At 69.3% G+C, this 17,357-nt stretch carries 16 protein-coding genes and 1 pseudogene; 8 read left to right on the forward strand and 9 right to left on the reverse strand.

The features are described from left to right. Window positions 1-27: 27 nt before the first annotated feature. The 5 genes from ACHZD8_RS05130 to ACHZD8_RS05150 all read left to right on the forward strand — a co-directional run bounded on the left by ACHZD8_RS05130 (window position 28) and on the right by ACHZD8_RS05150 (window position 4,683). Window positions 28-849 (forward strand): NAD(P)H-hydrate dehydratase, encoded by an 822-nt coding sequence (locus ACHZD8_RS05130; RefSeq protein ID WP_394769081.1) that lies wholly within the window; start codon window positions 28-30, stop codon window positions 847-849. A 49-nt stretch (window positions 850-898) separates the two neighbouring features. Beyond that, window positions 899-2,287, forward strand: a complete 1,389-nt coding sequence (locus ACHZD8_RS05135; protein ID WP_394769082.1) for a glycosyltransferase 87 family protein — start codon at window positions 899-901, stop codon at window positions 2,285-2,287. A gap of 43 nt (window positions 2,288-2,330) precedes the next feature. Next, window positions 2,331-2,645 carry an MTH1187 family thiamine-binding protein gene (locus ACHZD8_RS05140; RefSeq protein ID WP_394769083.1) on the forward strand — a complete coding sequence of 105 codons (315 nt, stop codon included), beginning with the start codon at window positions 2,331-2,333 and terminating at the stop codon, window positions 2,643-2,645. An 83-nt stretch (window positions 2,646-2,728) separates the two neighbouring features. Beyond that, window positions 2,729-3,298 carry a TetR/AcrR family transcriptional regulator gene (locus ACHZD8_RS05145; protein WP_394769084.1) on the forward strand — a complete coding sequence of 190 codons (570 nt, stop codon included), beginning with the start codon at window positions 2,729-2,731 and terminating at the stop codon, window positions 3,296-3,298. A 152-nt stretch (window positions 3,299-3,450) separates the two neighbouring features. Further along, window positions 3,451-4,683, forward strand: coding sequence for an MFS transporter (locus ACHZD8_RS05150; RefSeq protein WP_394769085.1), 1,233 nt, complete (start codon window positions 3,451-3,453; stop codon window positions 4,681-4,683). Window positions 4,684-4,853: 170 nt separating this feature from the next. On the opposite strand, the gene ACHZD8_RS05155 is transcribed toward ACHZD8_RS05150, so the two are convergent. The 6 genes from ACHZD8_RS05155 to ACHZD8_RS05180 all read right to left on the reverse strand — a co-directional run bounded on the left by ACHZD8_RS05155 (window position 4,854) and on the right by ACHZD8_RS05180 (window position 11,561). Then, window positions 4,854-5,528, reverse strand: a complete 675-nt coding sequence (locus ACHZD8_RS05155; protein ID WP_394769086.1) for a response regulator — start codon at window positions 5,526-5,528, stop codon at window positions 4,854-4,856. Between the two features lie 36 nt (window positions 5,529-5,564). After that, window positions 5,565-6,818 carry a hypothetical protein gene (locus tag ACHZD8_RS05160; RefSeq protein ID WP_394769087.1) on the reverse strand — a complete coding sequence of 418 codons (1,254 nt, stop codon included), beginning with the start codon at window positions 6,816-6,818 and terminating at the stop codon, window positions 5,565-5,567. Further along, entirely contained in the window at window positions 6,815-7,978 is a 1,164-nt protein-coding gene (locus tag ACHZD8_RS05165; RefSeq protein ID WP_394769100.1) for an ATP-binding protein, read from the reverse strand. Before ACHZD8_RS05165 ends, ACHZD8_RS05160 begins: the two co-directional genes overlap by 4 nt. A 198-nt stretch (window positions 7,979-8,176) precedes the next feature. Further along, window positions 8,177-8,845 (reverse strand): response regulator, encoded by a 669-nt coding sequence (locus ACHZD8_RS05170; RefSeq protein ID WP_394769088.1) that lies wholly within the window; start codon window positions 8,843-8,845, stop codon window positions 8,177-8,179. A gap of 95 nt (window positions 8,846-8,940) precedes the next feature. Continuing rightward, window positions 8,941-10,146 carry a homoserine O-acetyltransferase gene (locus tag ACHZD8_RS05175; RefSeq protein WP_394769089.1) on the reverse strand — a complete coding sequence of 402 codons (1,206 nt, stop codon included), beginning with the start codon at window positions 10,144-10,146 and terminating at the stop codon, window positions 8,941-8,943. 86 nt (window positions 10,147-10,232) lie between these two features. Continuing rightward, a complete protein-coding gene (locus ACHZD8_RS05180; RefSeq protein WP_394769090.1) occupies window positions 10,233-11,561 on the reverse strand; it encodes a bifunctional o-acetylhomoserine/o-acetylserine sulfhydrylase in 1,329 nt (442 codons plus the stop codon). 174 nt (window positions 11,562-11,735) lie between these two features. On the opposite strand from ACHZD8_RS05180, the gene ACHZD8_RS05185 reads away from it, so the two are divergent. After that, window positions 11,736-12,308 (forward strand): PadR family transcriptional regulator, encoded by a 573-nt coding sequence (locus ACHZD8_RS05185; protein WP_394769091.1) that lies wholly within the window; start codon window positions 11,736-11,738, stop codon window positions 12,306-12,308. Continuing rightward, on the forward strand, window positions 12,301-13,818 hold the full coding sequence (locus ACHZD8_RS05190; protein WP_394769092.1) for an MFS transporter: 1,518 nt from the start codon (window positions 12,301-12,303) through the stop codon (window positions 13,816-13,818). Before ACHZD8_RS05185 ends, ACHZD8_RS05190 begins: the two co-directional genes overlap by 8 nt. 3 nt (window positions 13,819-13,821) lie before the next feature. On the opposite strand, the gene ACHZD8_RS05195 is transcribed toward ACHZD8_RS05190, so the two are convergent. Next, the gene (locus ACHZD8_RS05195) at window positions 13,822-14,940 is read right to left on the reverse strand and encodes an acyltransferase family protein (RefSeq protein WP_394769093.1); all 1,119 of its coding nucleotides are present in this window, start codon (window positions 14,938-14,940) and stop codon (window positions 13,822-13,824) included. Window positions 14,941-14,993: 53 nt separating this feature from the next. Here ACHZD8_RS05195 and ACHZD8_RS05200 point away from each other — a divergent pair, with 53 nt between their 5' ends. Next, complete coding sequence (locus ACHZD8_RS05200) at window positions 14,994-15,773, forward strand: SDR family NAD(P)-dependent oxidoreductase (protein ID WP_394769094.1); 780 nt, start codon at window positions 14,994-14,996, stop codon at window positions 15,771-15,773. A gap of 9 nt (window positions 15,774-15,782) precedes the next feature. On the opposite strand, the gene ACHZD8_RS05205 is transcribed toward ACHZD8_RS05200, so the two are convergent. Together ACHZD8_RS05205 and ACHZD8_RS05210 are read right to left on the reverse strand one after the other, a co-directional pair. Continuing rightward, window positions 15,783-17,000, reverse strand: a complete 1,218-nt coding sequence (locus ACHZD8_RS05205; RefSeq protein ID WP_394769095.1) for a M20 family metallopeptidase — start codon at window positions 16,998-17,000, stop codon at window positions 15,783-15,785. Between the two features lie 44 nt (window positions 17,001-17,044). Beyond that, a pseudogene (locus ACHZD8_RS05210) lies at window positions 17,045-17,357 on the reverse strand (MFS transporter); the annotation flags it as partial.

Here is a 17,357-nt window from a genome sequence, read left to right on the forward strand (position 1 = left end):
TTCGCCATCCAAACTATCGTGAGACCCATGAGCACCTTCACCGACTGGACGCCGGACGACGCTCGCGAGCACATCGCGATGCCACGGGCGCACGACGACAAGTACTCGCGAGGGGTGCTCGGCATGATCACCGGGTCCGACGCCTACCCCGGAGCGGCCGTGCTCGGGGTGGAGGCCGCCCTGCGCACCGGAGTTGGGATGGTGCGCTACCTCGGCGACGACCGGCCGACACAGCTCGTGCTGCAGCGCCGGCCGGAAACCGTCACCGCACCCGGCCGGGTGCAGGCCTGGCTGCTCGGCTCCGGGATGGATGCCGCCCAGCGCGACGAGGAGACGTCGCGGCGGCTCGCGGCCACGCTCGCCGACGGCCACCCGACGGTGATCGACGCCGGCGCCCTCGACCTGATCGGCCGGGCAGCAGGGCCCGTCGTGATCACGCCGCACTTCGGCGAGCTCGCGCGCGTGGTCGGAGCGACGAAGGACCAGGTCGCCTCGAACCCGGCCGCGTGGGCGGTCAGGGCCGCCGAAGAGCTCGGCGTCACCGTGTTGCTCAAGGGCCACCAGACCTTTGTCGCCGCGCCGGATGGCTCCCGGATCGTGGCCTCCAGCGCCCCGCCCTGGCTCGCCACGGCGGGCGCCGGCGACGCGCTCGGCGGCATCCTCGGCGCGCTCGTCGCGACCCACTCCGCCGAGGTCGCCGCAGACCCTGGCGCGCTGGCCAGGCTCGCGGCCACCGCGGCGGTCGTCCACGGTCTCGCGGCCGATCGTGCGAGCGCGGGAGGTCCCCTGGTCGTGCTGGATGTCGCCGTGGCCGTGTCGCGCGTGATCGCCGACCTCGTGCGGCGGTGAGGGCGACCACCACACGCCGGGTGAGGGCCGCACGATACGCTGGGCAGTCATGAGCTCCGCGGCACACTCCAGGTCGGACTGGGCATCCTCCGTTCGCGAGATCACGTCGAGCCGGATCGTGCTGTGGATCGCGTTCGTGCTCGTGCACCTCTGGCTCGGCCTGGTCAACCTGACCGGCCCCGGCCTGCCGCTCGGCGACGTGAGCTATGTCTACAAGTTCTGGACCGACCAGGCCATCGTCTCCCACTACTGGGTGGGCATCGACGGATCGTGGGTCTATCCGATCGTCGCGCTCGTGCCCATGCTGATGGCGCGCGTCTTCGGGCCCGAACTCTACTCGAGCACCTGGTTCAGCCTCGTGATGGTGCTGGACGCCGTCGCCCTCGCGTTCATCGTGGGCTGGGGACGGCAGCGAGGCCACGTCGACGTCGGCTGGTGGTGGGTGCTCTTCCTGCTGCTGCTGGGCCCGATCGCCCTGGGGCGCATCGACTCGATCACCGTTCCGCTCGCCATCGTGGGCATGCTCCAGGTGGTGAAGCGGCCGGGTGCGGCCGCGGCGCTGCTCACGATCGCCACGTGGATCAAGGTCTGGCCGGCCGCGCTGCTCGCCGCGATCGTCATCTCGGTCAGGTCCCGGCTGCGCGTGATCGCGGTGAGTGTGGCCACGAGCATCGCAATCGTGCTGGCCGCCCTCGCCCTCGGCGCCGGATCCAACGTGTTCAGCTTCGTCGGCCAGCAGGCGGCTCGGGGGCTGCAGGTCGAGGCGCCGGTCTCCACGATCTGGCTCTGGGCGGGCTGGGCGCACGTGCCGAACGTCTACGTCTACTACGACCAGGTGCTGCTCACCTGGCAGGTGCGCGGGCCAGGGGTCTCCACCGCGAGCGGGCTCATGACACCGCTGCTCGCCCTCGTGCTGGCCGGAGTGGTCATCGTGGCGGTGCTCGCCATGCGCCGCGGCGCCCGCTCCCTCGAGGTGCTTCCCGCCCTGTCCCTCGCCTTCGTCTGTGCGTTCATCGCGGTGAACAAGGTCGGCTCGCCGCAGTACATCACCTGGCTGGCGGTTCCGGTCATCCTCGGCCTCGTCACGCTCCGGGAGGGTCACGGCCGATCGTTCCGCACCCCCGCCATCGTCGTGCTCGTGCTCGCGGTGCTCACCCAGGCGATCTATCCCTACCTGTACGGCTACCTCATCGGCCTCAACGCCGTCATGCTCCTGGTGCTGAGCGCGCGGAACCTCCTCGTCTTCGTGCTGCTGGGCTGGTCCCTCGTTGCGGTCTGGCGCGCGCCCGGCCTGAGGGACGAGCGGTGGTTCGCCTCGTCCGACGCGGCCGTGTCGGCGGCGAGCTGGCCGTTCCCGGCCAGGAAGCCCGTCGATCGCGCCCGTGCTGCCGATGGTGACCGGGCAGCCGATGGTGACACGCTGGACCGAAGTCCCTGACCGACCGCCAGACCGAACAACCAGAACGAACGAGGGAGTCACCGTGCTTGTGGCATTTTCGATAGCGCCGAGCGGCGGCGCGGAGGGCGACTCGGTGCACGATGCGGTCGCCGCGGCGGTGCGGGTGGTGCGCGAGTCCGGCCTGCCGAACCACACCGACGCGATGTTCACGACCATCGAGGGGGAGTGGGACGAGGTATTCGACGTGATCAGGCGGGCGACAGATGCCGTCGGCGCGTTCGGCACGCGGGTGTCGCTGGTGTTGAAGGCCGACATCCGCCCCGGGCACACCGGTGAGCTCACCGGCAAGGTCGAGCGCCTGGAACGCGCGATCGAGGCGGCCGAGCCCGCCGACTGACCGTCGGCGCGGGACGGGGACGTCCCGACGACTGCCCGGCTATACTGGAGAACGTAGGTTCTCAGTCTGGACGGGAGGCAGCGATGGACGACGACGACGCCCGCGAGCTCGCCCTCGAGGCCGCCGAGCGTCTCTTCACCGCGCGCGGCATCCAGACCGTGGGAATGGATGACCTGCGCAACGAGGCCGGAATCTCCCTCAAGCGCATCTACGGACTTTTCCCGTCGAAGGACGCCATCGTGGAGCAGGTGCTCGTGCGCCTCAACCGGTCCTGGATGTGGGGCGTGATCGAATTCGGCGCACGGGTGGACTCCCCGCGGGACAAGCTGCTCGCGATCTTCGACTTTCTTGAGGACCGCTTCCGCCAGGGCGACTACCGCGGCTGCGTGTTCATCAACGCGTTCGGGGAGCTCGGTCCAACCGCGCCGCTCGTCGCGGAGGTGGTGCGGCGTCACAAGGCCGAATTCCTGGGCTATGTTGCCGGGCTCGTCGAGCGCTCCGACGCCCCGGCATCCCTCGCCCCCCAGCTCGTACTTCTCGCCGAGGGAGCCCAGAGCACCGCCGGCATCTTCGGCGACCCCGATCCGGCCGCCCAGGCCCGCGCGGCGGCCGCCACCCTCATCGACGCCGCCCTCGTGGATGCTCGACCCTGACGGGCCGCACCGCCGTCCGTGGCGCCGCGTCGGTGGCGCGTTCTAGAGTGGTGACGTGCCCTCGCGCACGGTACCGTCGCGAATAGGCACCTCCCCGTCGCTCGATGAAGAGCCGCCCAGCCACCTTCCTCGAGTTCAGAACGGTTCGCCCCATGCCAGCACTCTCCCCGGCCCGTGTGCGCCTCGCGCTGCTCGCCCTCGCCCTCGGCGGCTTCGCCATCGGTTCGACGGAGTTCGTGGCGATGGGCCTGCTGCCCAATCTCGCCCACGACCTGCTCCCCGGCCTCTACGCGCACTCCCGCGAGGCGGCGAACGCGCAGGCCGGCTGGCTCGTCTCCGCCTACGCCCTCGGGGTGGTGGTGGGCGCGCCCACCATCGCCGCGATGGCCGCGCGCTTCCCGCGCAAGAAGCTGCTGCTCGTGCTCGTGGCCGCCTTCACGGTGGGGACGATCGCCTCGGCCGTGCTTCCGAGCTTCGGGCTCGTGCTCGCGGCGCGCTTCCTCGCCGGGCTTCCGCACGGCGCGTACTTCGGCGTCGCGGCTCTCGTCGCCGCGTCCCTCATGGGGCCCGGCAAGCGCGGCAAGGGAGTCGCGATAGTGCTCTCGGGCCTCACCATCGCCAACATCGTCGGCGTGCCATCCATCACCTACCTCGGACAGGTCACCAGCTGGCGGATCGCCTACCTCGCCGTGGCTCTCATCTTCGCGCTCACCTTCGTGGCGATCGCCTTCCTGGTGCCGTTCCAGCCGGGGGATGCCGGGGCGACCATGCGCCGCGAGCTGAAGGCGTTCGCACGGCTGCAGGTGTGGCTCGCGCTGCTCATCGGAGCCGTCGGTTTCGGCGGATTCTTCGCCGTGTACACCTACATCTCGCCGATGGTCACGGAGGTGGCCCGGCTCGGGGCGATCTTCGTGCCGCTCGTGCTCGTCGTCGTGGGGGTCGGGATGACGATCGGCAACCTGATCGGGGGCTGGAGCGCCGACCGAAACGTGATGGGCTCGATCTTCGCCTACTTCGGCGTGTTCGTCGTGGCGCTCACCGGGCTCGCGCTCACGGCCAACACGGTGGCCGGCCTGCTCGCGTTCACGTTCCTCGTCGGCTTCGGAGCTGCGGCGCTGTCACCGGCCATCCAGACGAGGCTGATGGATGTCGCCGGAGACAGCCAGACCCTCGCGGCGGCAGTCAACCACGCGGCCCTCAACCTCGGGAACAGCCTCGGCGCGTTCCTGGGCGGCGTCGCCATCGGTGCGGGTCTCGGCTACCTCTCGCCGAGCTGGTTCGGCCTGCTGTTGTGCGTGCCCGGTCTGGGCCTCGCGATCGCGAGCCTGCTCCTGCAGCGGCGGCGCGGCGGCGGGCAGCTCGGCGAGGCCCCGGCGCTCGCCTGACGCCGGGCGGCCTCCCGCATCCGCCCCTTCCGCCCTCTTCCGAAATCCATGCATTCCTTGCCAGTCCGCGGCGTGTTGCCACAAACTGTTGGCGTGTCGCCAGGATTGCATGGATTTCGGAAGCGAAGCGAAGCGAAGCGAAGGCAGAGGGGAGGGGACCGCGGAGGCGACTAGAGCGAGTGCTGCGGTGCGTCGGTCGAGATGAGGATGCCGTCCTGGATCGCGCGCTTGCGGAGCGCGACCTTCGTGCCGACGTCGATCCCGGCAACGCGGTACTTCTCGCGGATGCGCTTGAGGTACGACTTGGCGGTCTCCTCGGAGATGCCGAGCTGGTAGGCCACGGCCTTCACGGGCTCGCCGCCGCCGTAGAGCGCCATCACGCGCCGTTCCTGGGCGCTGAGCTTCGGTGCGCCGCCCACGTCGCTCGCGTTGAGGGCGAGGTCGAGCTCGGCCGACACGTACGACTCGCCCTTGGAGGCGGCCCGGATCGCCTCGACGATCATCTCGGCGTCCTCGCTCTTCACGAGGTAGCCGAGGGCACCCGCGGCGAGGGCCTCCCGCACCACGTTCGGCTCGGAGTACGTGCTCATGAGCACCGTCTTGACCCCGGTGGTCTTCAGGGTCGAGATCTTGAGCGAGATCGGGATGTTGTCCTTGAGGTCGAGGTCGAGAAGCACGACATCCACCGGGAACTCGGTGTGGGTGAGGAGGTCGGGCCAGGTCGACACGGCAGCGACCATGTTGATGTCGCTTGCGGCGCCGCGGATCCACTCGGTGAGCGCCCCGAGCAGCATCTTGTGGTCGTCGACGAGAGCGAGTCGAATTCGATTGTCTATGTCCGGCACTGGTAATCCCATCCTGTGAACTGCTTGTTGTGCATGTTATTGGTCTGCCGGGTTCGCTACGACGCACTCTATCTCGACACGCAGGCTCGAGTTCTGGGTCGAATCGATGAAACGGCCCACTTTGCCGATCGCATCCCAGGTTGCCGGGTCGACCCGATTTCGGGAGACGCCGGTGGTGGTGATCACGAGCGGCACCGTGATCGTCTTCGAGCCGGGCTCCCGCGGGGCGGTGACCGGGCCCAGGGTGAGCTGCGCGGTCGGACTCGCCTTGCCCTGGTCGTTCACGAGCAGCCACACCGCGGCGAGGAGCCCGTCCCGCTGCTGCGGGCCGAGCAGACCGGCCAGACTGCCGCGGTCGGCGAGCGTGACCGCCTTGCCCAGCTGCTCCGACTCCGTGATGGCGTGGTACAGCCAGGTCTCCCGGCGCCCCTCGATGAGGTGAAGCCGCAGTTCCGTGGCGAGCGACGCCGCGATCGACGCCGTCTTCGGGCCGAGTGGCAGGGGGATCCGCCCGTTGGAGACCGAATCGAGCAACTCCTCCGCCGCGAGGTCGAGCCTGGCGAGCTCCTCGGACGCGAGCATCCCCACGGCGAACCGGGGCGCGGACACCGTGCTCTGCACGAGCACCCGGTCGAGCTCGAGCTGAACTATGCGCCGGAATCGACGGATCACGAACACCCCGAAGAGGGCGGGCATCACGGCCACCGCCACCGCGATGATCTGCGCCGGAGTCGTCAGCGGGGTGAGCTTGGTGGTGAGCAGGATGGCGGCCACGAGGCACAGCCCGAGCAGGGCCGCGGCGCCGAGGATCTCCCGGGCCCGGCGCAGGGTCAGCGCCGCCAGCAGACCGAACCCGGCGGAGATGGATGCCGTGGCGAAGGTGCCGACATCGTGCAGCGGCCAGATGGCGAACAGGTCGAGGCCGACGACCGCGGCGAGGGACAGCAGGTAGGCGCCGAACATCCAGTTGGGCATGCGTTCGCCCCGGGTGGAGATGGCCACCGCCACCGCGATGACGGCGATTGCGTAGATGACCCACGCGGCGGCGACCGGCAGCACGTTGGGGTAGTCCCCGAGGTGCAGCATGAACATGCCGATTCCGTAGAGCCCCTGCAGCCCGGCGAGTGCCGTGGCCCCGATGCCGAGGTATCCCGTGCCCAGGCTCGCCCCGCGCGCGCTGGCCTGGCGCATGGCCCGGCCGGCCGTCGAGCCGGCAGGAACGCCGCCGCGACTGCGCCGGCCGAGGATGATGCCGAGGGTGTTCTCTTCCGGTCGTGCGTACTCGCTCACTTCGGCACCTCGAGCACGACGGTCGTTCCGGCGCCGGGAGAGGAGAAGAGCCGCGCGTTGCCGCCAACGTCCTTGAGCCTGCCGACCACCGAGTCCTTAAAGCCCAGACGCGCCTCGTCGATGTCTTTGAGGTCGAAACCGACCCCGGCGTCGGTCACCATCGCCCGCACGGTGAACTCGTCGTCGGTGATGGTGACGTGGGCGTCGGTGACCCCGGAGTGCCTGCGCACGTTCTCGAGGCACTCGGCGAGGGCGAGCAGAAAGGCGTCGAGCACCTCGCTCGGCAGCAGCACCTGGCCGGTGCCGTGCCAGCTCACCTCGAGGCCCATGCGGCCGAACCGTTGCTTCACCGACTCGAGGGTGGTGCCGAGTGCGCTCTCCTCGACCGGTTCGAGGTTGTAGACGCCAGACGACTGCGGAACCGGGCTCGCACCCAACCGCAGCTGGCGAAGCAGTCGCGCATCCTCGCCCGCCTGCTGCTGCAGGGCGGAGGCGGCGACGCCGACCCCCGAGTGGGCGAGCAGGGTGAGGGTGGCGAGCACGGTGTCGTGCAGCAGCCGCGCGCCCTGGCGACGTTGCGCCTCGGTCTCGCTCGCCTGGCGCTCCGCACGATGCGCGCGGCCGATGCTGTAGATGCGGCGGGCCGCCCGGGGCACGCTCGCGCCGAGCCAGTAGCCGAACACCGTGGCGAGCAGCCAGCCCAGCAGGATCGCAGCGAGCTCGGGCGAGAAGAAACCCGGGGCGCCGATGACCAGCCCGGAGAGGGTGGCCGCGGCCACGAACGACAAGACGAGCAGGCCGAGGCGTCCGATGCCGCTGACGAGCACGATCGCGAATGAGGCGATCGAGCCGGCGGCGAGCGGAACGATGGCCGTGCCGATCGACGCAGCAGGAGGTGCGCCGATTTGCAGTTGCACCACGATCAGGATCGCGAGCCCCGAGGCAACGCCGAGGAGCACCCAGACCACGGACTGGTTCACGCCGACCCGGTACTGGCAGAGCGCGAGCAGCAGGAAGAAGGGCACCACCGCGATGTAGGTGGGCAGGTCAAGGATTCCGGGAACGCTGAAGCACAGCAGGGCTACTGCGGTCGAGCCAAGGCCGATTGCCCGAGCGGCGCGCTGCAAGAGGCGATCGCGCTCTTTGGCGATGAGTTCCACGTAAGCAATGGTCACACACTGGCACCTTAAGTGGGGGTTAGACACCACTCGGCAGGGGAAGCAGAGCGCGCTACTTTTGCGTAAGGAACAAGAGGGGCTCAGCCGAGCTGTCGGACACCATGCTCACAGCCAGACCGTCCGGGGGGATGCGCCGAGGGAGCCGCGGGAGACCGTGGCCCCCTCGCGGCCGGCCTCCGGCTACTCCGGGGTGAGCCAGCCTTCACGGATCCCGTGGCGGCGGAGCAGGATCTTCGTGCCGAGGTCCAGGCCGATGTCGCGGTACTTTCTGCGGCCCCGCTTGATGTACGACTTGACCGTCTCTTCCGTGGTCCCCATCTCGCTCGCGACCTCGCGGATGGACCGGCCGGAGGCGTAGAGCGCGAGGGCCCGGTGCTCCTGCTTGCCGAGGCCGGGGTCGTCGGAGATGGAGATCTCGGCGAGGGCACCGGTGAGGTGCGAGTTGCGGTACTGCTCGCCGTTCGCCACCGTGCGGATCGCGGCGATGAGCTCGTCGGCGGATTCGGTCTTCGGCACGAAGGCGAGGGCGCCAGCCCTGATGGCGCCCTGGATGGACGATGCATCGGCGTGCCTGCTCATCACGACGGTTCGAGTGCCGGCGGCGCTCAGCGCGCGAACCTTGGTTCCGATGGCGATGCTGTCGTCCAGGTTGAGGTCGAGCACGGTGACATCGGTGGGGAAGGCGGGGTGGGACAGCAGCCCGGACCAGGTGGCCTCTCGGATGACGACCGTGATTCCGAGCCGACGGGCCCCGATGTGCGCGGCGATCCCGTCGACCACCAGCCGGTGGTCGTCGACGATGGCGACACTGATGGCGGACGGCACTTCCCGCCTGGTCGTGACAGCCAACGCTTCCTCCCGGCGGTCCGCGTGATCGGGTAATGCCACAGACCGCTCTGTACACCGAGCATAGTCAAGGTGACAGGAACCCGCTTGTACCCCGTTCAGGAGGCGAGCAGCCGCGCGACTTCCGTTCCGACGAGGTCGTCCTCGATGAGGAAGCCGTCGTGTCCGAACTCGGAGTGGATCACGACCGCCGTGCCGCCGTCGATGTTGTTGGTGAGACGACTCGCGATCGCCACCTGGTCGGCGACCGGGAAGAGCCGGTCGCTGTCGATGCCCAGCACGAGGCTCTTCGCGGTGACTGCCGCCAGGGCGGCCGCGCTTCCTCCGCGGTCGCGCCCGATGTCGTGCGAGTTCATCGCCTGCACGAGCAGGATGTAGCTGTTGGCGTCGAACCGGCGGGTGAATTTGTTGCCGTGGAAGTCGAGGTAGCTCTCCACCGCGAACTTGCCCTCGGCGCCGAGCGGGCTGATGCTCGACTGCCAGCTGCGTTGGAACCGGTCGTTGAGCTCCGTGGGGGAACGATAATTGAGAAGCGCCATGCGCCGGGCGAGAGCCAGGCCGCGGTACGGGCCATCGCCATCCGCCGCCTCGTAGTATTCGCCGTCCGCGAAGCCGGGATCCATGTGGATCGCCTCGATCTGCACCGAGTTGAGCGCGATCTGGTCCGCGCTGCTCAGGATGGGCGCGGCGATGATCGCCACCCGCTCGAGCCGATCGGGGTGCCCGATCGCCCACTCGAGGGACTGCATGCCGCCCATCGACCCGCCGATCACCGCCGCCCAGCGGTCGATGCCGATGGCGTCGGAGAAGGCGACCTGGGCCGCGACCTGGTCGCGGATGGTGAGGTAGGGGAAGCGAGGTCCCCACTCGCGGCCGTCCGGGGCGAGGGAGGCCGGGCCGGTGCTGCCCTGGCAGCCGCCGAGCATGTTCGGGGCGACGACGTGCCAGCGGTCGGTGTCGATGTACTTGCCGGGGCCGATGATGCCTGACCACCATCCCGCGGTGGGGTGGCCGTGGCCGGGGGCGCCGAGCACGTGGCTGTCGCCGGTGAGGGCGTGCAGCACGAGGATCGCATTGCTGCGGTCGGCGTTGAGCTCACCCCAGGTCTCGTAGGCGATCCTGGCGAACGGCAGCGCCCCGCCGCGCTCGAGCCTCTGCTCGCCGATCGACACGAACTGGCGGTCGCCGGGCGGGTCGCCCTCGCGCCACGCCCCGGTGGCCGACGGCTTGCCGATGATGGCCCTCACGTTGGCCTCGGTGACGAAGCTCGATGGGACCGTGTCCTCGGGTGTCTGCCAATCCATGTCTAGGCAAGTATCCCCAATAGCGCGGGGCCCGATGTCATTGTTACGACATCGGGCCCCGGCAGGGCGGGCGCGCGGCCCTTCGGTCAGGCGTTCTGCGAGGAACTCGTCGCGGCCCGTGCCGCGGCGAACCCGGCGCTCAGGTCGGCGATGATGTCGTCGATGTTCTCGAGGCCGACCGACAGGCGCACGAGGCCCGGGGTGACGCCCGAGGTGAGCTGCTGCTCCGGGGTGAGCTGCGAGTGGGTGGTGGACGCCGGGTGGATGATGAGGCTGCGCACGTCACCGATGTTGGCGAGGTGACTGAACAGCGTCACGCTGTTGACGAGCGCGCGGCCGGCCTCCACGCCGCCCTTGAGCTCGAACGACAGCACGGCACCGACGCCCTTGGGGGCGTACTCGTTGGCCTTGGCGTACCACGGGCTCGACGGCAGGCCGGAGTAGTTGACCGAGGCCACGTCCGGGTGGTCTTCCAGCCACTCGGCCACCGTCTGCGCGTTCTTCACGTGGCGTTCGATCCGCAGGCTGAGCGTCTCGATGCCCTGGATCAGCTGCCAGGCGCTCGCCGGGGCGATGGCCGAGCCGAGGTCGCGCAGCAGCTGCACGCGCGCCTTGATGATGTAGGCGATGCCGTCGCCGAGCACCGTCGTGTAGCTCGCGCCGTGGTACGAGGGGTCGGGCTCGGTGAGGCCGGGGAACTTCTCCACGTTCTTCGACCACTCGAACTTTCCGCCGTCGACGATCACGCCGCCGATCACAGCGCCGTGGCCGCCGAGGAACTTGGTGGCCGAGTGCACGATGATGTCCGCGCCGTGCTCGAACGGACGGATCAGGTACGGGGTGGCGATCGTGTTGTCGACGATCAGCGGCACGCCGGCCCCGTGCGCCACGTCGGCGACGAGCCGGATGTCGAGGATGTTGATCTTGGGGTTGCCGACGGTCTCCGCGAAAAAGAGCTTGGTGTTCGGGCGGACGGCGCGGGCCCACTCGTCGGCGTCATCCTGGTTCTCCACGAACGTGGTCTCGATGCCGAGCTTGGCGAGGGTGTACTTGAAGAGGTTGTACGTTCCGCCGTAGATCGACGAAGACGAGACGATGTGGTCACCGGACTGGGCGATGTTGAGCACCGCGAAGACCTCGGCGGCCTGGCCGGAGGAGACGAGGAGGGCAGCGGTGCCCCCCTCGAGCGCGGCGACGCGCTCCTCGACCACGGCCTGGGTGGGGTTCTGGATGCGGGTGTAGATGTTGCCGAATTCGGCGAGGGCGAAGAGGTTCTGGGCATGCTCCGCGCTGTTGAACACGTAGGAGGTGGTCTGGTAGATCGGCGTGGCGCGAGCATTGGTCGTGGGGTCCGGCGAGGCTCCCGAGTGGATCTGCTTGGTCTCGAACTTCCAGTCGGCGGCGTTGTCGCTCATGTCGGGTGCTCCTTGGTCGGTGTGCGGCGCTGGTCGCGATTCTCTGGCGAACAAACGCCTCGTGGCATGCAGCCTAGGAACCATGGCTGGGAGACGGCAATGGGCACGACACACGGCGTAATGATCTCGCCGGACGGGATTGTGCCCCGCGACTAGTCGTGTGAGAGTAGTCGCGTGTCATCCATCCGTCTCTTCATCCTGGGCTCGCTCGCGCAGCGCGGGCCCATGCACGGGCACGCCCTGCTCCTGCTCGCCGAAGAGGAACACATCGACGAATGGACCGACTTCGCGGCGAGCGCCGTCTACGGGGCCATGAAACGCCTCGCGGCGGAGGGACTCATCGCGGGGGAGCGGGTGGAGAAGCAGGGCAACTACCCGGAGCGGCAGGTCTACCGCATCACGGTCGACGGCGTGCGGGCGCTCGACCAGCTGCGGTTGCACGGGCTCACCGAGATCGTGATCAAACCCGACCCGCTCGATCTCGCCCTCGCGCGGCTCGACCCGGACCGGCTCGACCGGCTGCCGGCGCTGATCGAAGAACGCCTCGGTCGCCTGCGCGCCACCGCCGAGGCGAACGAGGCCCACCTCGAGTCCATCAAGCAGTACCTCACCCTCGCCGAAACCTGGTCGATGCGGCATCAGCTCTCCCGCTGGCGTGGCGAGATCGCCTGGCACGAACAACTCCTCGCAGCACTACCCGACATCATCGCGGACGAACTGTCCCGAAAGGACGCCCCTCATGAGTGAGACCACCGCAGTCGGGGCTCCCGCCCTGGCCGTCGCCCCCCGCCGAGCCTGGCAGGCCCTCAGTGTGCTGCTGATCGGGATGTTCATGTCCCTGCTGGACGCCACGATCGTGAACGTGGCCCTGCCGACCATCCGCACCAGCCTGGACGCGAACGAGGCGACCCTCTCCTGGATCATCTCCGGGTACGCCCTCGCCTTCGGACTCGTGCTCATCCCGTCCGGACGCCTCGGCGACCGGTTCGGTCACAAGTGGATCTTCTTCACCGGCCTCGTGCTCTTCACCGCCGCGAGCCTCGCCTGCGGTCTCGCGCAGGACAGCACCCAACTCGTCGTCGCCCGGGTGATCCAGGGCCTCGCCGGCGGAATCTACCTTCCGGCCGTGACGGCCTTCATCCAGTTGCTCTTCCCGCCCCGCGCCCGTGGCAAGGCCTTCGCCATCATGGGCGCGGTCATCGGTGTCTCCTCGGCCCTCGGCCCGATCGTCGGTGGCCTGCTCATCCAGGCCTTCGGCGAGAAGGAGGGCTGGCGCTACGTCTTCGACGTGAACGTGCCGATCGGCATCATCGCCCTCGTCGCGGCCGTGTTCCTGCTGCCGCGGGGAGCGGCGAGCACCAAGAGCTTCGGCGGGGTCGACTGGATCGGCCTGGTGCTTCTCGCCGGCGGCCTGGTCGCCATCCTCGTGCCGCTCATCGAGGGGCAGACGGTGGGCTGGAAGCCCTGGACCTTCATCTCCCTCGCGAGCGGAGTGGCGCTGATCGTGCTCTTCGCGGTGTGGGAGATCTTCTACACGAGGCGGGGCAAGAGCCCGCTCGTGCCGCCCCACCTCTACAGCCACGCGGCGTTCACGGGAGGCACCATCCTCGCCCTCGTCTACTTCGCGGCCTTCACCAGCATCTTCTTCTCCATCTCGATCCTCTGGCAGTTTTGCCTCGGGCACACGGCCCTCGAGTCCGGCCTCGTCTCCATCCCGTTCGCGATCGGCAGCATCGTCGGCGCCTCGCAGAGTAATCGCCTCGCGGCGCGGCTCGGCCGCACGGTGCTGGTGATCGGGGTCGGCATGCTGACCGTCGGTCTCGCCGCGGTGTGGATCATCCTGATCGCCGTTCCGGCCGCCGATCTCACCAACTGGGCGCTGCTGCTGCCGCTCCTCGTCGCCGGGGTCGGCAGCGGCCTGTTCATTGCGCCGAACGCGCAGTTCATCGTGGCGACGGTCGACCCGCAGGAGGCCGGCGCCGCGAGCGGAGTGATCGGCACGATGCAGCGCCTCGGCAGCGCGATCGGGATCGCGGTGATCGGCAGTGTCTTCTTCGGCACCCTCGTGATCGAGAAGCCCACCTTCACCGGTCGTCCGAGCGCCGCCGAGATCAAGGATGCCGTGGCCCAGAACGTGGCGATCGGGTTCACCACCAGCGCCGCCTCGGCGATCGCGTTGAGCGCGCTCTTCGCCCTCGTCGCGTTCTTCCTCGTGTTCGCCCTGCCGAGGCGGGTCAACCGCGGGTTCGCCGAGTAGTCGCTACCGACTGCGCCGGGACCCGGTGGGGTCGGTGCGCGACTCACCGCCGCGTTTCTCGTCGACCTCGATGAACAGCCAGCGCGGCTTCGGCTCGATGATCGGCCGGAAGATGCGCTGGCTGAGCGTGCTGGAGAGGGCGATGGAGATGCCGATGCTCGCCAGGATTATCGAGACGAGCCATACCGCCGACGAGTGGTCGCCCGTGAGCACGCCCGTCTCCCGCAGCGGGTAGAGGATGAAGCTGTGCAGCAGGTAGACGTACATCGTGGCCTGCCCGAAGCCCGTGATCCAGGTGTCGGAGCGCGGCACGAGCACGAAGAACGCGGCGCTCAACAGGGCGGCGAGCGCGATGAATCCGAGGCGCACGAAGCCGGCCCACCACTCGCCCCGGCCGAGGCCGTCGTACGAGTCGTCGTAGAAGAACCAGTGCGGGTCGATGGACCTCCACCAGGCGATCGGGACGACGACGGCCGCGCCCCACGCGAGGAACACGCCGATCGCCGCCCCGCGGATCCACCAGGTCTGCCGGTCGACAACCCGCCACTTGTCCACGAGCTTCCACTGCCGCACCTGCCAGCCGAGAACGAAGAACGGCAGGATTCCGATCGCGCGGGAGAGGGAGAACGTGCTGTCCACGTTGTTGATGTACCCCACTCCGACGGAGAGCAGCACGCTCCAGAGCAGGGGGAAGCGCAGGATCGCGAGGTACGGCAGCACGAGCCGGAAGATGCCGAGCGCGAGCAGGAACCAGAGGGTCCAGTGCGGGGTTGTCGGGTTGGCGTTGGTCGAACCCTCGACGAGAAACTGCACGACGCTCCAGACCGTCTGCATGATCAGGTAGGGCAGCAGGATGTCGGTGAACACCTTCTTCATCTGCCTCGAGGTGGGCGGGCTCGCCTTGGAGAAGTAGCCGCTGATCATCGCGAAGGCCGGCATGTGGAACGCGTAGATGAACAGGTAGACGGCCAGGGCGTTGTTGGAGTCCTCGGTGAGGCGTTGCACGCCGTGGCCGATCACCACGAGGGTCACGCAGAGGAAACGCGCGTTGTCCCAGAGCGGCACGCGGCGTTTCGGAGTCGGGTTCGTCCCGTGCGTCGCGGCAATCGGGGCGGTCGTCACCCGACAACCCTAGCCGCGCTACGGTTGAGACCAACCGACCTGAGGGAGTGGATGTGGCCGAGCGACGTGTAGTGGTGACCGGGGCGAGTTCGGGCATCGGGGCCGCGACCGTTCGGCTGTTCCGGGAACGCGGCTGGAGCGTGCTGGGGGTGGCCCGGCGCACGGACCGGCTCGAGCAACTGGCGGCCGAGACCGGCTGCGACATCTTCACCGCCGACGTGACGGACCAGGCCCAGGTCGACGCGCTGCGCGACCATCTCGCCGGCCTCGGACCGGTTCACGCCCTCGTCAACAACGCCGGCGGCGCCTTCGGCATGGCCTCGGTCGAGGCGAGCGAGGCGGAGGACTGGGCGCGGATGTTCGACGTCAACGTCGTCGCCGTCAAGCGCGTCACGAGTGCGCTGCTTCCCCTGCTGAGGGCCGCGGCGGCCGCCGACGGCCACGCCGACATCCTCACCGTCACCTCCATCGCCGGCCATGTGGCCTACGAGGGCGGCGGGGGATACAACGCCTCCAAGTTCGCGGCCCACGCGCTCGTCGCGGTGCTTCGGCTCGAGCTCGCCGGCGAGCCGATCCGCGTGCTCGAGATCGCGCCCGGGATGGTCAAGACCGACGAGTTCTCGCTGGTTCGTTTCGGCGGCGACCGGGCGCGAGCCGACTCGGTCTACGAGAACGTGCCCAACCCGCTCCACGCGGAGGACATCGCCGAGGCGATCGTCCACTCGATCGAGCTGCCCGGCCACGTGAACCTCGACCTGGTGACCATCAAGCCGGTCGCGCAGGCGGCGCCCCACAAGGTGATCAGGGGCGAGCTGCGTCCGAAGGGCCACTAGCCCCGGCGGTCAGGGGCGAGCGGCGACCTCGTCGAGCCGGGCGAACGCGAGCCCGGCCAGGTACGCGGCGGCGGCCGGCAGCACGCTGTCGTCGAACCTGGCCAGGTTCGAGTGGTTGTACGGAGCGGTGGCCGGATCGAGCTCGGGCGGGCACGCCCCCACGAACACGAAGGCCCCGGGCACGGCCCCCAGGATGGCGGCGAAGTCCTCCGCGCCGCCGATCGGGGTCGGCATCTCGCGATAGCCGTCGGCGCCGAACATCTCCACGGCCACGCGCTCGGCGAGCGCCGCGTGTTCCGGGGAGTTGACCACCGGTTCCGTCACCGACAGGAACTCGACGTCGGCGGTGAGGCCGTGGGCCGTGGCGATTCCCTGCACGAGTTCGCGGCTGAACCGCTCGACGTTGGCGAGGCTCTCGAGTGAGAACGTGCGCACCGTCGCGCCGAACGACGAGGTGCTCGGGATGACGTTGTTGGTGCCCTCCTCGCCGCCGCGGATCCAGCCGACGGTGATGATCACCGGATCGAAGGCGTTGAACCGGCGGGTGACCATCGTCTGCAGGCCCGTCACGATCTCGGCGAGCGCCTGGTTCGGGTCGAGCGCCAGGTGCGGGGCCGAGCCGTGGCCGCCGGCCCCCCGCAGGGTCACGTCGAGAGTCGCCGATCCGGCCATCAGGGGGCCGGGACGGGTGGAGACGAGTCCGCTCGGCGCCGCGGTGGTCACGTGCACGGCGTAGGCGCCGACGAGTTCGCCGTGCGCCAGGTCGAGCGCGCCCTCCTCGAGCATGCGGTCAGCGCCGTTGTCTCCCTCCTCGCCCGGCTGGAAGAGGAACAGCACCTCGCCGGCGAGCCGGTCCCGGTGGGTCGCCAGCAGATGGATGGCGCCCACCCCGATCGCGCCGTGCAGGTCGTGGCCGCAGGCGTGCATCCTGCCGGGGATCTCCGAGGAGAACTCCTCGCCGGAATCCTCGGTGAGGGCGAGCGCGTCCAGGTCGGCGCGAAGCACCACCGTGGGCCCTGGCAGGTCGCCGACGATGCGCACGACCGCGGAGGAGATGCTCGTGGACTGGTGGGTCTCGAGCCCGAGGTCACTGATCGACGCGAGCACCCTGGCGAGGGTCTGCGGCACGTCGAGCCCGAGTTCCGGCCGGCGATGGATGTCGCGGCGAATTGAGCGCAACGGCTCCAGGTAGTTGGCGGCCTCGACGGCGAGTTCCCTCAGATCCATGCTGACAGTCTCACTCACCGCGCGGCCCTCGCGAAACGACCGACCTACGAGACGGGAGGTCGCGAGGCCGTCGGTTCGGCCAGGCCGGTCGCCGCGGCACCCGTCTCATCGTCGATCGTGTCCGCGAAGGCGAGCTTCGGCACGAAGAACAGCAGCACCGCCGCGACGAGCGCTCCCACCCCGCAGATCACCCACACCGTCATGTAGCCGGCGAGGCTCGACGCCGTGGATCCCACGGCCGTGAGCACCCCGGCGGCCAGCACGATGCCGAAGACTGCGGAGGCGAACGAGCCGCCGATCGTCTTGGTGGTGTTGGTGAGGGCGGCCGCGATGCCGGTCTGGCCGCGCGGGGCGGCC

Origin of the sequence: Lacisediminihabitans sp., from assembly GCF_043726815.1 — a bacterium.
Taxonomy (GTDB): Bacteria; Actinomycetota; Actinomycetes; order Actinomycetales; family Microbacteriaceae; genus Lacisediminihabitans.